Annotated in this window: 11 protein-coding genes; 1 reads left to right on the top strand and 10 read right to left on the bottom strand. The window is 56.0% G+C overall.

Annotated elements, in window-relative coordinates:
• Nucleotides 1-27 precede the first annotated feature (27 nt).
• The 5 genes from eno to rlmD all read right to left on the bottom strand — a co-directional run bounded on the left by eno (nt 28) and on the right by rlmD (nt 7,889).
• Complete coding sequence (eno, locus tag J5067_RS16915; protein WP_264627418.1) at nt 28-1,329, bottom strand: phosphopyruvate hydratase; 1,302 nt, start codon at nt 1,327-1,329, stop codon at nt 28-30.
• An 80-nt stretch (nt 1,330-1,409) separates the two neighbouring features.
• Nucleotides 1,410-3,047 carry a glutamine hydrolyzing CTP synthase gene (gene pyrG, locus J5067_RS16910; RefSeq protein WP_264644724.1) on the bottom strand — a complete coding sequence of 546 codons (1,638 nt, stop codon included), beginning with the start codon at nt 3,045-3,047 and terminating at the stop codon, nt 1,410-1,412.
• Between the two features lie 226 nt (nt 3,048-3,273).
• On the bottom strand, nt 3,274-4,071 hold the full coding sequence (gene mazG / locus J5067_RS16905) for a nucleoside triphosphate pyrophosphohydrolase (protein WP_264644723.1): 798 nt from the start codon (nt 4,069-4,071) through the stop codon (nt 3,274-3,276).
• Nucleotides 4,072-4,217: 146 nt separating this feature from the next.
• A complete protein-coding gene (relA, locus tag J5067_RS16900; protein WP_264644722.1) occupies nt 4,218-6,449 on the bottom strand; it encodes a GTP diphosphokinase in 2,232 nt (743 codons plus the stop codon).
• A gap of 9 nt (nt 6,450-6,458) precedes the next feature.
• Nucleotides 6,459-7,889, bottom strand: coding sequence for a 23S rRNA (uracil(1939)-C(5))-methyltransferase RlmD (rlmD, locus tag J5067_RS16895; protein WP_264651602.1), 1,431 nt, complete (start codon nt 7,887-7,889; stop codon nt 6,459-6,461).
• Nucleotides 7,890-7,949: 60 nt separating this feature from the next.
• Here rlmD and barA point away from each other — a divergent pair, with 60 nt between their 5' ends.
• The gene (gene barA, locus J5067_RS16890; protein WP_264651601.1) at nt 7,950-10,724 is read left to right on the top strand and encodes a two-component sensor histidine kinase BarA; all 2,775 of its coding nucleotides are present in this window, start codon (nt 7,950-7,952) and stop codon (nt 10,722-10,724) included.
• Between the two features lie 44 nt (nt 10,725-10,768).
• Here the strand turns inward: barA and J5067_RS16885 are convergent, their stop codons facing one another.
• The 5 genes from J5067_RS16885 to gudD form a co-directional block, all read right to left on the bottom strand.
• On the bottom strand, nt 10,769-11,419 hold the full coding sequence (locus J5067_RS16885; protein ID WP_264628573.1) for an alpha/beta hydrolase: 651 nt from the start codon (nt 11,417-11,419) through the stop codon (nt 10,769-10,771).
• A 201-nt stretch (nt 11,420-11,620) separates the two neighbouring features.
• Nucleotides 11,621-12,763: a glycerate kinase gene (locus tag J5067_RS16880; RefSeq protein WP_264644715.1), complete on the bottom strand. Its 1,143-nt coding sequence runs from the start codon at nt 12,761-12,763 to the stop codon at nt 11,621-11,623.
• A 107-nt stretch (nt 12,764-12,870) separates the two neighbouring features.
• On the bottom strand, nt 12,871-13,755 hold the full coding sequence (garR, locus tag J5067_RS16875) for a 2-hydroxy-3-oxopropionate reductase (RefSeq protein ID WP_264651600.1): 885 nt from the start codon (nt 13,753-13,755) through the stop codon (nt 12,871-12,873).
• A gap of 56 nt (nt 13,756-13,811) precedes the next feature.
• On the bottom strand, nt 13,812-14,591 hold the full coding sequence (gene garL, locus J5067_RS16870) for a 2-dehydro-3-deoxyglucarate aldolase (RefSeq protein ID WP_195312217.1): 780 nt from the start codon (nt 14,589-14,591) through the stop codon (nt 13,812-13,814).
• A gap of 55 nt (nt 14,592-14,646) precedes the next feature.
• On the bottom strand, nt 14,647-15,987 hold the full coding sequence (gene gudD / locus J5067_RS16865; RefSeq protein ID WP_264651599.1) for a glucarate dehydratase: 1,341 nt from the start codon (nt 15,985-15,987) through the stop codon (nt 14,647-14,649).
• Between the last annotated feature and the right edge of the window lie 22 nt (nt 15,988-16,009).

The raw sequence follows: 16,009 nt of genomic DNA, 5'->3' as shown, positions 1-16,009 counted from the left end.
CGCGAACGCCCAATAGAGGACAGGCGATTACGCCTGGCCTTTCACTTCTTTCAGACCGTTGAATGCAGCACGGCCAGCCAGTGCTTCTTCGATACGGATCAGTTGGTTGTACTTGGCAACGCGATCAGAACGGCTCATGGAACCGGTTTTGATCTGACCAGCAGCAGTACCTACCGCCAGATCGGCGATGGTAGCGTCTTCGGTTTCGCCAGAACGGTGAGAGATAACGGCAGTGTAGCCGGCATCTTTCGCCATCTTGATAGCAGCCAGAGTTTCGGACAGAGAACCGATCTGGTTAAATTTGATCAGGATGGAGTTAGCGATGCCTTTCTCGATGCCTTCTTTCAGGATCTTGGTGTTGGTTACGAACAGATCGTCACCTACCAGCTGGATTTTGTCGCCCAGCACTTTGGTCTGGTATGCAAAACCGTCCCAATCAGATTCGTCCAGACCGTCTTCGATAGAAACGATCGGATATTCTTTGGTCAGGCCTTCCAGATAGTGGGTGAACTCTTGAGAAGTGAAGGTTTTTCCTTCGCCTTTCAGTTCGTAGTTGCCCGTTTCTTTGTTGTAGAACTCAGAAGCCGCACAGTCCATTGCCAGCGTAACGTCTTTGCCCAGCACATAACCGGCATTTTTTACCGCTTCAGCGATAACAGCCAGTGCTTCAGCGTTGGAACCCAGGTTCGGCGCGTAGCCGCCTTCGTCACCAACAGCCGTGTTCAGGCCTTTGCCTTTCAGCACTTTCGCCAGGTGATGGAACACTTCAGAACCGATACGGATCGCTTCTTTCACGGTTTTCGCGCCAACCGGCTGAATCATGAACTCTTGGATATCAACGTTGTTGTCAGCGTGTTCGCCACCGTTGATGATGTTCATCATCGGCAGAGGCATAGAGAATTTGCCCGGGGTGCCGTTCAGTTCAGCGATGTGTTCGTACAGCGGTTGACCTTTGGATGCTGCTGCTGCTTTAGCGTTAGCCAGAGACACCGCCAGAATGGCGTTAGCACCAAAGTTGGATTTGTTCTCAGTACCGTCCAGGTCGATCATGATTTGGTCGATGGCGGCCTGATCTTTGGCATCTTTGCCCAGAATAGCCTGTGCCAGCGGGCCGTTCACCGCGCCAACAGCCTTGGTCACGCCTTTACCCAGGAAACGGGATTTGTCGCCATCACGCAGTTCCAGCGCTTCGCGAGAACCGGTAGATGCGCCTGACGGTGCAGCGGCCAGACCTACAAAGCCCCCTTCCAGGTGAACTTCGGCTTCAACGGTCGGGTTTCCGCGTGAGTCGATGATTTCACGGCCGATGACTTTAACGATTTTGGACATTAGATTTTCCTCAGTACAAGTTAAACTAAAACCTTAGACGAACAACGCGCGGTTCTGGACCGCGCGTTGCTGAAAAACCCTTACTTCACCTGACGCTTTTGATACGCGCCAGCGGCTTTAACGAAACCGGCAAACAGGGGATGCCCATCCCGCGGTGTCGATGTAAATTCCGGATGGAACTGACAGGCCACGAACCACGGATGATCAGGGAGTTCAACAATCTCCACCAGCTTGCGGTCGGCGGAAAGACCAGCAACACGCAATCCCGCCGCTTCAATTTGTTTCAACAGCATGTTGTTCACTTCATAGCGGTGACGGTGACGTTCAATAATGGTCGCTTCACCGTACATGCCGCGCACCAGGCTGCCTTCCGCCAGGTGGCACGGTTGACCGCCCACGCGCATGGTGCCACCCAGATCGCTCTCTTCGCTACGCACTTCGAGGTTACCCTCTTCATCACGCCATTCGGTGATCAGCGCAACGACCGGGTACTTACAGTCTGGCACAAATTCCGTTGAGTTTGCCGCTTCCATGCCCACTACGTTACGGGCAAATTCCATCAAAGCGACCTGCATTCCCAGGCAAATGCCCAGATAAGGGATGTTATTCTCACGGGCGTAACGCGCCGCCATGATTTTACCCTCAACGCCGCGGTAGCCGAACCCCCCTGGGATCAAGATAGCATCAAGATCTTTGAGAACTTCAACACCGCGAGTTTCTACATCCTGCGAATCAATCAGCTTGATGTTGACGGTCAGGCGATTTTTCAACCCGCCGTGCTTCAGGGCTTCGATCACCGATTTGTAGGCATCCGGCAGTGCGACATATTTGCCCACCATGCCAATGGTAACTTCGCCACCCGGATTGGCTTCCTGATAGACAACCTGTTCCCATTCGGAGAGGTCTGCCTCGGCGCAATTCAAGCTGAATCGTTTACAAATATAATCGTCCAATCCCTGCGATTTCAAGAGCGCCGGGATTTTATAAATCGAATCAATATCTTTTAAGGAGATTACTGCTTTTTCCGGCACATTACAGAATAAAGCAATCTTCGCACGCTCGTTGGCAGGCACGGTGCGGTCAGAACGGCAAATCAGCACGTCCGGCTGAATACCGATAGACAGCAGCTCTTTTACCGAGTGCTGGGTCGGCTTGGTTTTCACTTCGCCCGCTGCCGCCAGGTAGGGCACCAGCGTCAGGTGCATAAACAGGGTATGCTCACGGCCGACTTGCACCGCCATCTGCCGAATCGCTTCAAGGAACGGCAGGGATTCGATATCACCGACGGTGCCGCCGATTTCCACCAGTACCACGTCATGGCCTTCGCCGCCTTCAATGATACGTTCTTTGATGGCATTGGTGATGTGCGGAATCACCTGAATGGTTGCACCCAGGTAGTCGCCGCGACGCTCTTTGCGCAGCACATCGGAATAGATACGGCCGGTGGTGAAGTTGTTGCGGCGCGTCATTTTGGTACGGATAAAGCGTTCGTAGTGGCCCAAGTCAAGATCGGTTTCGGCGCCGTCTTCGGTGACAAACACTTCACCGTGCTGCGTCGGGCTCATCGTGCCCGGATCCACGTTGATGTACGGGTCCAGTTTCATGATGGTAACGTTGAGGCCACGGGCTTCGAGAATAGCCGCCAGAGAGGCTGCGGCAATGCCTTTACCCAGAGAGGATACGACCCCGCCGGTCACAAAAATATAATTAGTTGTCATGCTGAACCTGAGAGTTTAGGTTTATAACGATGTGAAGTACCAGGACGGGAAAGTAGTATACCTGAACCTGATGAAGGCTACAAATGTTGCTTTTCATCATTGTAGCGATCGTAACGTGGTGGCTAAACCGATGTATCACGCACAAATGACATTCAACATCGGCATTTAAATCATGAAGATAAATAACAAAACAGCAAAAAAAATGCGGCAAGCAGACTAAAAACCCTTAACCGGCCCTTTCCTGACGTTTTACTTGCTCCCAGGCCGCATCCATTTCCTCAAGCGTCGCCTGTTCAACGGTTTTTCCCGAGGCGATAACAATTTGTTCTACCTGACGGAAACGGCGGCTGAATTTGCGGTTTGCCGCCTGAAGCGCGTTTTCAGCTTTCTGACCAAGATGGCGCGAGAGATTGACCGTCGCGAACAATAAATCGCCCACTTCTTCGGCCAATTTTTCTTCATCCACGACCGCCTGCCGGGCTTCGTGCATCACTTCATCAATTTCTTCATACACTTTATCGACCACGGGCCCCAGGCTGTTCCAGTCGAAACCGACAGACGCGCAACGCTGCTGGATTTTGTGCGCTTTCATCAAGGCGGGCAACGCGTCGGGGATATCGTCCAGCGCCGAATAGCGGGCTTTTTCTGCGCGCTCCTGGGCTTTGGTTTGCTCCCAGTTGGCAAGCACCGCGTCGCTGTCGGTGAGCGTTGCATCGCCAAAAATATGCGGGTGTCGCCGCTCCAGCTTGTCGCTTATCGCATCGCACACCGCAGAAAAATCAAACAACCCCTGCTCTTGCGCCATCTGGGCGTAGAACACCACCTGAAACAACAGATCGCCCAATTCGCTGCGCAGATCGTCAAAATCCTTGCGCGCAATAGCATCCAGCACTTCGTAGGTCTCTTCCAACGTGTAGGGCGCAATGGTGTCGAAAGTTTGCTGGCGATCCCATGGACAACCGTTTTCCGGGTCGCGCAATGTGTTCATAATGGAAAGAAGACGTTCAATAGCCGCTGCTGTCATGCCTGATTCCTGAATAAATAAAAAATCACCTGTCGTCCTCGGCGCAGGCCGGGGACCTCTTGCAGGAGGAACGCGTTCAGCCTGTAGGAGATCCCCGCCTGCGCGGGGATGACAAAGTTTGTGCGGTTTGATGACCTACGTAAAAATTACGCCCCTTGCTGGCGACGCGCGTCGATAACATCCGGCAGTTGGTTGAGCTTCGCCAGCACCCGTCCCAATACCTGAAGGTTGTAGATCTCGATCTCCATGTCGATCACCGCGATCTGCTGTTTGGTATCACTGCGGCTGGACACGCCCAGCACATTCACCTTTTCATTCGCCAGAATGGTGGTGATATCGCGCAGCAACCCACTGCGATCGTTGGCGGTTACCCGCACCGTCAGCGAGTAGCCGCTGGAGTAGCTTTCGCCCCACACAGCATCGACAATCCGCTCTGGCGCATGGCTGCGCAGATCGTCCAACTGCTCACAGTCAGCGCGGTGGATAGAGATACCGCGCCCGCGAGTGATGAAACCGATGATCTCATCGCCCGGGATCGGCTGGCAGCACCGCGCAATATGATGCATCAGATTGCCCACCCCTTCTACCACAATGCGGCCGCTGTCCTTGCGGCTGTTCTGCGGTGGCGCTTTCTGCTGGGTGAGCTGGCGCAGCGCCTCGCGATCCTGTTCCTCAGCGCTGGGCTGGTTGAGCTGCGCCTGAAGGAAGTTCACCATCTGATTGAGGCGAATATCCCCGCCGCCAATGCCCGCCAGCAGCTCATCAAGCGAGTTGATGTTATAGCGCGGCAGCAGCAGTTTCTCAGCCGCTTTCAGGCTGATACCCAAATGCTCCAGCTCGTTATCCAGAATCTGGCGGCCAGCCAGAATATTCTTGTCGCGATCTTGCTTACGGAACCAGTTGTGGATTTTGGATCGGCCACGGCTGGTGGTGATGTAGCCCAGGTTCGGGTTCAGCCAATCGCGGCTTGGATTCGGCTGCTTCTGGGTGATGATTTCAATCTGATCGCCCATCTGCAACTGGTAGGTAAAGGGCACAATGCGCCCGCCAATTTTGGCGCCGATGCAGCGATGTCCGATATCGCTATGAATGTGGTAGGCAAAATCCAGCGGCGTGGAGCCGGTCGGCAGATCGACCACGTCGCCTTTCGGCGTAAACACGTAGACACGATCGTCGAACACCTGGCTGCGCACTTCGTCCAGCATTTCGTCCGAATCGGCCATCTCTTCTTGCCAGGTGAGCAGCTTGCGCAGCCAGGCAATGCGCCCTTCGTAACCGGAGCGTCCGCCCGCAACCGCGCCCTCCTTGTATTTCCAGTGTGCGGCCACGCCCAATTCGGCATCTTCATGCATCTGCTTGGTGCGAATCTGGATTTCAAGGGTTTTGCCACTCGGCCCCAACACCACCGTGTGGATGGACTGATAGCCGTTAGGTTTCGGGTTTGCCACGTAGTCGTCGAATTCGTCGGGCAGGTGACGATAGTGGGTGTGAACGATACCGAGCGCCGCATAGCAATCCTGCAAACGTTCAACCACAATACGCACGGCGCGCACATCAAACAGTTCATCGAACGACAGGGATTTCTTCTGCATCTTGCGCCAGATGCTGTAGATATGCTTGGGTCGGCCATAGATATCGGCCTTGACCCCCTCGCCCGCCATCGCGGTGCGCAGGGTTTTGACAAAATCGTCAATGTACTGCTCACGATCAATACGACGCTCGTGCAACAGTTTGGCGATTTTTTTGTATTCATCCGGGTGCAGATAGCGGAAGCAGAAATCTTCCAGCTCCCATTTGAGCTGGCCGATACCGAGGCGGTTCGCCAAAGGTGCGTAGATGTTGGTACACTCTTTGGCCGCCAGCACGCGCTCTTCTTCCGGCGCGTCTTTCACTTCACGCAGGTGCGCGATGCGCTCCGCCAGCTTGATCACCACGCAACGGAAATCTTCCACCATCGCCAACAGCATACGGCGAATGTTGTCCACCTGTTCAGAGGCGACAGAGTCATTTTGCGTCGCCTTCAGTTGGCGAATCGCATCCATATCGCGCACGCCGTGCACCAAATCGACGATATTCTTGCCAAACGCTTCACGCAGCGTGTCTTCATCCACCACGCCAGAGTCTGCCAGCGGGAACAGCATCGCCGCGCGCATGCTGTCGTTATCCATGCTGAGGGTGGAGAGGATCTCTACCATTTCAATGCCGCGCCACAGCAGCACCAGCCCATCGGGGTGTCCCTGCGTGTGCTGTTCACAATAGCGCCAGGTCTCGGCTAAGCGTTCACACGACTGCTGATTATTGATGCCTAACGATGCAATCCAGGCATCTGGCACAAACTCGCCGTTCGTATTCAAATGCGCACTTCTTACCGCAACCATAAACTCTCCCTACATTGCTGCTTTGCCAGAGCATGCCGCTTTGCCAGAGCGTGCCGCCTTACCAGAACGCTGCAAAAACAGTGCCATCGATTCAAGGTGGCCGGTGTGAGGAAACATATCCAACATGGCGACCTGCGCCAACGTGTAACCTGCGGCCAACAGCACTTTACTGTCCCGCGCCAACGTAGTGGGGTTACAGGAAACATAGACCACACGCTGGGGTGCAAGTTTAACAATTTGCGGCATCACTTCCGCCGCCCCGGCGCGTGCCGGGTCTAGCAGTATCTTATCAAATCCCTGGGCACTCCAGGACTGTTGCGCAACATCCTCGTCGAGATTTTGGTGAGAAAATGTGACGTTAGACAAGCCGTTACGACGCGCATTCTCTCGCCCCTTCTCCACCAGCGCGGGCACACCCTCAACGCCGACCACTTCTGCCGCGCGCGTTGCCAGCGGCAGCGTGAAATTGCCCATGCCGCAAAACAGATCCAGAATGCGGTCTTGCGGCTGCACATCCAGCCATGCCAGCGCCTGTGCCACCATCTGCTGATTCACCGCGTCATTAACCTGAATAAAGTCGCGCGGGCTGAAGGCCAGCGTCATACCGTTCACGCTATAAACCGGCGTATCCCCCGTCAGGGAGGTGACGACATCGGCCTCCGGTGCCAGATAGACCGCCACCTGCTGCGCCACGGAAAACGCACGCAACGCATCGGTATCCGCCACGCTCAGGGCATCAAGATGGCGCAACACCAGCAGCGGACCGTTATCCGCCAGCACCAGTTCCACATGCCCGAGCCGCTTCACCCCTTGCAACTGGCTGAGGCAGTGACGCAGCGGGGCTAACAGGGCATCCAGTTCCAGTGCCAGCACCGGGCAGGTTGTAATATCCACCACATCGTGCGATTGCCCTTGGCGATATCCCATGCGCAAACCCGGCGCGGCTTGAGTTACTGTCTTGGCGCGGGCTGAGGCTTTCCCGCCCGCTGGCGCAGACTTTTCCCCCGACAAAAAGTATAACGCAAGACGCGCACGCCGACGGTAACCATAGCTCGGCCCCGCAATCAGCCCGATATCCGTCAGCGTTTGTCCGGTTTCTCGCGTCATTAGCTTTTGCAGCGCGGCTGATTTGCTGCGCTGTTGCAACGCAACATCGGCGTGCTGCTGCTGACAGCCGCCGCACACGCCAAAATGCGGGCAGCGCGGTTCCACACGCTGCGCACTGCGCGTCAGCAGCCGTTTAAGTTCAGCGCGCGCATACTGGCGTTTATCCTCGGTCAGCCGGACTTCCGCCTGCTCCTCCGGCAGCACGCCAGGCACGAAAACGGTTTTGCCTTGATGACGCGCCACCCCCTGTCCAAATGGATCGAGATCGGTCACGGTCACGTTAATGGTTTGCCGGGTCGTCACACGCCGGTTTGGAGAGTAGAATTGCGCCATAGTTTGCTACTGTGTCTTTAAGCTGAACGTCTGGGCCTAATTCTCCCACATTGGAACCTCATGACCAAATACAGTCTGCGTGCCCGCATGATGATACTGATTCTGGCTCCGACATTGATTATCGGATTGCTGCTCAGCACCTTCTTCGTTATTCACCGCAGCAACCAGTTGCAGGACCAGCTTGCCAGCGCGGGTGCCAGTATTATTGAGCCGCTCGCCGCCGTTGCCGCCTATTCAATGGTAGCCAACCAGCAGGAGATGATTCAGCCGCTGATCAATATGCTGCATCGGCGCCATTCCGACATTGTACGCGCCATTATCATCACTAACGCACAACATCAGGTGTTATTCAGCACCGATTCGCGCCATATCACCCAACTGATTGATGCAGTAAAGCAGCAGCCGATGCCGTCAGGGCTGCATTCTCACCAGGTTGATGACAAGCTGTTGCTGCACATACCTATCACCATCGGCCCGGAATTCACCCGCCATGCGGGCAAGGTTGAGCGTCCCGGTGCGACCGTCGGGTATGTGTTGCTGGAGCTGGATACCGACTCCATCATGCTGCAACAGTATCAGGAGACCTTTATCGCCACGCTGTTGATGCTGCTGTGTATGGGGATTGCCGGTCTGTTCGCCTATCGCCTGGTGCGCGATGTCACCATGCCAATACGCAATATGGTGGATACCGTCGATCGCATCCGCCGCGGTCAATTGGACAGCCGAGCTGAAGGGTGCATGCTGGGCGAGTTGGATATGCTGAAAAATGGCATCAATGCCATGGCGATGTCCCTGACGGCCTACCACGAGGAGATGCAGCAAAACATCGATCAGGCCACTTACGATCTCAGAGAGACGCTGGAACAGATGGAGATCCAGAACGTCGAGCTGGATTTGGCGAAAAAGCGGGCGCAAGAGGCCGCGCGCATCAAGTCCGAGTTTTTAGCCAATATGTCGCACGAGCTGCGCACTCCGCTTAACGGCGTGATCGGTTTCACCCGTCAAACGCTAAAAACCACGTTAACTGCCACCCAGACCGACTATTTGCGCACCATCGAGCGCTCCGCCAACAATCTGTTGGCTATCATCAATGACGTGCTGGATTTCTCCAAGCTGGAAGCTGGCAAGCTGGTGTTGGAAAACATCCCGTTCTCACTGCATAACACGCTGGACGATGTCATCACGCTGTTGGCGCACACCGCCCACGAGAAAGGGCTGGAGCTGACGCTCAACATTCAACCCGGCGTGCCCGAACGTTTTGTCGGCGATCCGATGCGTCTGCAACAGGTGATCACCAACCTGCTGGGCAATGCCATCAAATTCACCGAAAAGGGCAATATCGATATCCGCGTTGAGCGCCACCGCCAAAGCCATAAACGGCTGGAGTTGGAAATTCAGATCCGGGATACCGGTATCGGCATCGCTGAAGGGCAACAGGCGCAGCTATTCCAGGCGTTTCGACAGGCCGATACCAGCATTTCCCGCCGCCACGGCGGTACCGGACTGGGGCTGGTGATCACCCAGCGGCTGGTGAAAGAGATGGGGGGCGATATTCGCTTCCAAAGCACGGTAAACCAGGGTTCCACCTTTTGGTTCCACATCACGCTAACCTGCGATCCGCACAGCGCCGTGGCGGAGAATAATCTCTCGGTACTGCAAGGACACAGCATTGCCTATGTGGAAGCCAACGCCTCCGCCGCGCAAGCCGGGTTAGATATTCTGGGACAAACGCCGTTGCAGGTGCACTTTAGCCCTACCCTTGAACAGTTACCGCCGCAACATTTCGATATTTTGCTGCTCGGCGTTCCCGTCCGGCATCGTAATACCTTGCTGGATTACACCTCGCAGCTACGCGACATGAGCCGTAAGGCAGCCTGTGTTATTTTGGCCTTGCCCAGTCTGGCACAGATGGATGCCGAACAGTTGAAATCCTTCGGTATCCACGCCTGTCTAAGCAAACCCCTTTCCTCGGTACGCCTGTTGCCGTTAATACAAGAAGGTCTGTTGATCCAGCAGTTATCCTTACTGCCCGTGACGCACGCGGCGACGCTGCCCACGCCGCGCCTGCCGCTGTGTGTGATGGCGGTGGATGACAATCCGGCCAACCTGAAACTGATCGGCACCTTGCTGGAAGAGCAGGTAGAAAACACCCTGCTGTGCGACAGCGGTGAAGAGGCTATCGCGCAGGCGGCAATGCAGGATATCGACGTCATCTTGATGGATATCCAAATGCCCGGCATGGACGGCATTCGCGCCAGCGAGCACATTCGCCAGCTTTCCCGCCACGCCACCACGCCGATTATTGCGGTCAGCGCCCATTCGCTGAGTGACGAGCGCAAATCATTGCTGCAAGCGGGGATGGATGGTTATCTGGCAAAGCCGATTGATGAACAGATGCTGGCATCGGTATTAGCGCGTTATACCCAACAACCGGTTATACCGGTTGAGAGCGAGAACGGCAGCATGACGCAATTACTGGCGGAACATGATGACAGTCAGCTCTCGCTCGACTGGTCGCTGGCAACGCGCCAGGCAGCCAACAAACCCGACCTGGCGCGCGATCTGCTGCAAATGCTGCTGGACTCCCTGCCCGACGTACAGCGACACATCGAAACGCTGTTAGCGGGCCACCCGGTGGAAGACACGCTGCCACTGATTCACAAACTGCACGGCAGTTGCGGCTACAGCGGCGTGCCACGCTTGAAGCAACTGTGTTACACGCTGGAAACCGCACTGCGTAAGGGAACGGACCTGCTGGAACTGGAACCGGAATGGCTGGAGCTGCTCGACGAAATCGCCAACGTACGGCGGGCGGCACAGGCGCATTTGCAGTGATCCGTGAGCGGTGTGGCGACCAGATCTCTGCTTGCGCCAACCACTCACCGCCCTGATGCGGCTATGGCCTTTTTCAGCTCGGCCAGCACCAGAGGGAATTCGGTGAATCCATCACTTGCCAGAAAATGGTTACCCTGCTCAACCGTAATAAACCTGGCGTCGAGGGATTTCGCCAACGCCTGACTGAACCGGTAAGGCACCACGGTATCATCAGCCGCAGCAATGACGACCCGAGTGTTTGCCCTCTGCGCCAGCGCGCCATAATTAATGGCCGGTTTTATAAAGCGGTCAAGCTGCGGAAGCGTCGGCAGACTGCCATTGAAGCCGGATACCAGAATATAGCCACCGATGGGCGCGTTGGTCGGGTGTTTTTCAAGGAATCTCAACAGCGTAATGCTGCCAAGACTGTGCGCGACAAAATAGGTGTTTTTATCTAGCGATGTCACCTGTGTTTCAAGAGCCCGTTGCCATGCCTGCGGTTGTGGATCGTCAGTAGTGGGTAAATTAACGATCGACACCGTAGCTCCCGTTTTCTCCATCTCGCTTTTCAGCCACGCGAACCAATGCTCTGACGGTGAAGCGCCGTATCCGTGAACAATGTAGATGCGCGCAGTTGATTGTTGTGTGTTTGCGGGAGAGGTACAGCCCGACAATACGGCGGCCATCGAAAGGAGTAGAGCGATAAGTTTATTCATTTTCCCTCACTGAATGGGATGAAAAGTCAGATGTTGTCGATAGACCTGAATCTTAGTGCTTCGAGCCCAATGGCACAGAGGGTGTTAGCGTCAGTGATAACAAAATGAATGGATTTTGGATCTTTGATGACGCGTCGCCCCCGGCACCAGCGCGGGGACGACGAAGAAAGGAGCCGCCAGAAAAAATCGGCAAAAAGAGCGTTATTGGAGCGTTTGCGCCAGCTTGATGGTTGCCGCGACGTTACGTGCTGTCATGCGCACGTTGGCTGCCGCGTTGTCCAACGCCTCCTCCAGAGAACAGATGTTGTAAAGCACGCTGAATACTGCATCCAGGCCGTGTTCGTGCACCACGCCCACATCCGCTGTCAGGCTGCCCGCAATCCCGACCACCGGTTTGTTGTAACGCTTCGCCACGCGCGCCACGCCAATCGGCACTTTACCGTGCACCGTCTGACTATCGATGCGCCCTTCGCCAGTGATCACCAGCGACGCGTCCCGCACCAGTTCATCCAGCCCCAGCGCTTCGGTAACAATCTCAATGCCCTGACGCAGTTCCGCACCGCAGAAGGCCAATAGCGCGGCCCCCATACCACCGGCCGCCCCGGAACCCGGCACCTGATCCACATCGATATCCAGGCTGTGACGGATCACCTCGGCGTAATGCTTGAGGGCATTGTCTAACTGCACGATCATTGCCGACGTCGCCCCTTTTTGCGGCCCGAACACCGCAGAGGCACCCAGCTTGCCGGTCAGCGGATTCGTCACATCGCACGCCACCTCAAAACGGCAGCTTTTAATGCGTTGATCCAGTTCGCTGACGTCAACGCGTGTGAGCGCATCCAGCGCACCGCCGCCAAAACCGATCGGTTCGCCCTGCGCATCCAGCAGTTTTGCCCCTAACGCCTGCGCCATGCCCGCGCCGCCGTCATTGGTAGCGCTGCCACCGATACCGATAATGCAGTGTTTTACCCCATGGTCCAGCGCGCTGCGAATCAGCTCGCCCGTGCCATAGCTGGTGGTCAGCAGCGGATTACGCTGCGCGGCTGGCACCCGCTCCAACCCGCTGGCCGCCGCCATTTCGATAAAGGCGGTTTTTTCATCACCCGACAGGCCGAAAAAAGCGTCGATCTTGTCGCCCAGCGGGCCGGTAACCTGAACCTCGACAATACGCCCTTGCGTTGCCGCCACCATGGCTTCAACCGTACCTTCGCCGCCATCCGCCACGGGCAGCTTGACGTAGCTGGCGTCAGGAAAAATCTCCCGAAAACCGGCTTCAATCTGTGTAGCAACTTCCTGTGCTGACAGGCTTTCTTTATAAGAATCCGGTGCGATAACTATTTTCATAAACGATCCGATTTCATAAACGATCCACCAGTATCAACGGGCCGCGGAGTCGTTACGGGTCAGTATGTCAGGTCGGTATCGAATAGTCGTCGTACCGACCTGTTGCCTTAGCGAGTCACTTCAACTTTGGCCAGCTTTTCGTAGTACCGTGCTAATGCACAGTGATCTGCCGTTCCCAGTTCGTCCGCTTTCAGCGCCTGCATCATTTCCATCACCGCCGCCGTTAACGGCAACTGCGCGCCAACGCCGTGCGAAGTATCCAGCGCGTTCGCCAGATCCTTGATGTGCAGATCGATACGGAAGCCCGGTTTGAAGTTGCGATCCATCACCATCGGCGCTTTGGCATCCAGCACCGTGCTGCCCGCCAACCCACCGCGGATTGCCTGATACACCAGATCCGGGTTTACGCCCGCTTTGGTCGCCAGCACCAGCGCTTCAGACATGGCGGCGATATTCAACGCCACGATCACCTGATTCGCCAGTTTGGTCACGTTGCCTGCGCCGATGTCGCCGGTGTGCACTACGGAACCCGCCATCGCTTTCATCACGTCGTAGCAGCGATCGAATATCGCTTTGTCACCGCCCACCATCACGGACAGGGTGCCGTCGATGGCTTTCGGCTCACCGCCGCTCACCGGTGCATCCAGCATCTCGATGCCTTTTTCTGCCAGTGCAGCCGCAATTTCACGGCTGGCCAGCGGCGCAATGGAGCTCATGTCAATTACGATGCTGCCTTCGCGCGCACCGTCGATAACGCCGTTTTCACCCAGCACCACTTCTTTCACGTGCGGTGAATTGGGCAGCATGGTGATGATGATATCGCTCTGCTCGGCAACCGCTTTGGCGGTGTCGGCGGCGGTAGCACCGGCGGCAACCACTTCCGCGACCACAGCGCTGTTTCTGTCGGAGACCACCAATGAGTAACCTGCTTTGATCAGGTTTTTACTCATCGGTTTACCCATAATACCCAGTCCAATAAAACCAATTTTCATTACGTTAACCCCGTAGTCCGATCGTTAAATGCGGTAATGGCCTGACTGGCCCGGATTTATTCAAATGATTTTTTGAATTTGTCACACAGCGCCGCAGTGGCACCACGGAACACGCCCAGATCGCTGCCAACGGCAACAAAGCTGGCACCCCACTCCAGGTAACGGCGCGCATCCGCTTCAACCGGTGCCAAAATGCCGCTCGGTTTGCCGTGCGCTGCCGCACGCTCAAAAATATGACGGATGACTTTCTGCACTTCCGGGTGATTTGGTTGCCCCAGATAGCCCAGTGCCGCAGAGAGATCGCCCGGTCCAACGAAAATACCGTCCACACCGTCAACCGCCGCGATGGCATCCAGGTTGTCGACACCTTCCTGGGTTTCGATCTGCACCAACACCGTGATGTTGTCGTTGATGGTGGCGAAATAGTTGGGTTCGGTGCCGAACGCATTGCTGCGATGGCCCACAGAGACACCGCGAATACCGGCAGGGGGATAACGCGTAGACGCCACCGCGCGCACCGCTTCTTCTTCGGTTTCCACAAACGGGATCAGGAAGTTATAGAAACCGATATCCAGCAGACGCTTGATGATGACTGGCTCATTGCAGGGCGGGCGCACCACCGGCGCACTGTGGCTGCCTTTCAGCGCCATCAGCTGAGGAATAAAGGTGCTGATGTCGTTCGGTGCATGCTCTCCGTCCAGCACCAGCCAGTCAAACCCGGCCAGACCCAGCACTTCGGTAGAAATGGGGTTAGCCAACGCACACCAGCAACCGATCAGGGTTTTTCCCTCGGTTAACTCCTGGCGAAACCGATTTGGCAACAATGGCGTCTTCATGTTTTATCCTTACTCTTTATCGCGCCGCCCCGGATGAGGCGGCGTACAGCGTGAATTAACGAACCAGGCAGGGGCGTTTGTTATCGAACGTCCAACCAGGAATGAGATACTGCATGCCAACCGCATCGTCACGTGCGCCCAGCCCCATGTTTTTGTACAGCTCGTGCGCTTTCATCACCTGATCCATATCGAGCTCAATGCCCAGACCCGGTTTCTTCGGCACTTCAATCATACCGCCGACAATTTTCAGTGGCTCTTTGGTGATGCGCTGGTTGCCTTCCTGCCAAATCCAGTGCGTATCAAGCGCGGCAATTTTGCCCGGTGCGGCAGCACCGACGTGGGTGAACATGGCGAGCGAGATGTCGAAATGGTTGTTGGAGTGCGAGCCCCAGGTCAAGCCCCACTCATGGCACATCTGCGCCACGCGTACCGAACCTTGCATGGTCCAGAAGTGCGGGTCCGCCAGCGGGATATCGACCGATTGCAGAGAGATAGTGTGTCCCATCTGACGCCAGTCAGTGGCGATCATGTTGGTGGCTGTCGGCAAGCCGGTCGCGCGGCGGAACTCCGCCATCACTTCACGGCCAGAGAAGCCCTGCTCTGCACCGCACGGATCTTCCGCGTACGCCAGCACGCCGCGCAGCTGCTTACCAAGGCGAATGGCCTCTTCCAGTGACCAGGCACCGTTGGGATCGAGGGTGATACGCGCCTGCGGAAAACGTTTGGACAGCGCGGTAACCGCTTCCGCCTCTTCGCTACCGGCCAGCACGCCGCCTTTCAGTTTGAAATCATTGAAACCGTATTTTTCATAGGCGGCTTCCGCCAAACGCACTATCGACTCAGGGGTCAGCGCTTCTTCATGACGCAGGCGATACCAATCGCATTTCTCATCCGGCTGGCTCTGATACGGCAGGTCCGTTTTGGTACGATCGCCGACATAGAACAGATAACCAAGCATTTCCACGGCGTCACGCTGTTGACCATCACCCAGCAGGGCGGCAACCGGCACGTTGAGGAACTGGCCCAGCAGGTCGAGCATGGCGGCTTCGATCCCGGTGACCACGTGAATGGTGGTACGCAGATCGAAGGTTTGCAGCCCGCGACCGGAAGCATCGCGATCGGCAAACTGGTTACGCACGGCATTCATGACGTTCTTATATTCGCCCAGCGTTTTACCGATCACCAACACCGACGCATCTTCCAGCGTTTGGCGAATCTTTTCGCCACCGGGAATTTCACCCACACCGGTATGACCTGAGTTATCTTTCAGAATCACGATATTACGCGTGAAGTAAGGCGCATGCGCCCCGCTCAGGTTCAGCAACATGCTGTCGTGTCCCGCGACGGGGATGACTTGCATGTGGGTAATCACCGGTGTGGATTGTTGTAGGGTCATGTTGTTATCCTTTTAGTCTGTC

This window comes from Candidatus Symbiopectobacterium sp. NZEC151, from assembly GCF_025962655.1.
Lineage (GTDB): Bacteria > Pseudomonadota > Gammaproteobacteria > Enterobacterales > Enterobacteriaceae > Symbiopectobacterium.
The sequence above is the reverse complement of the archived record's forward strand: the minus strand, read 5'-3'. Positions and strand labels throughout refer to the sequence as shown.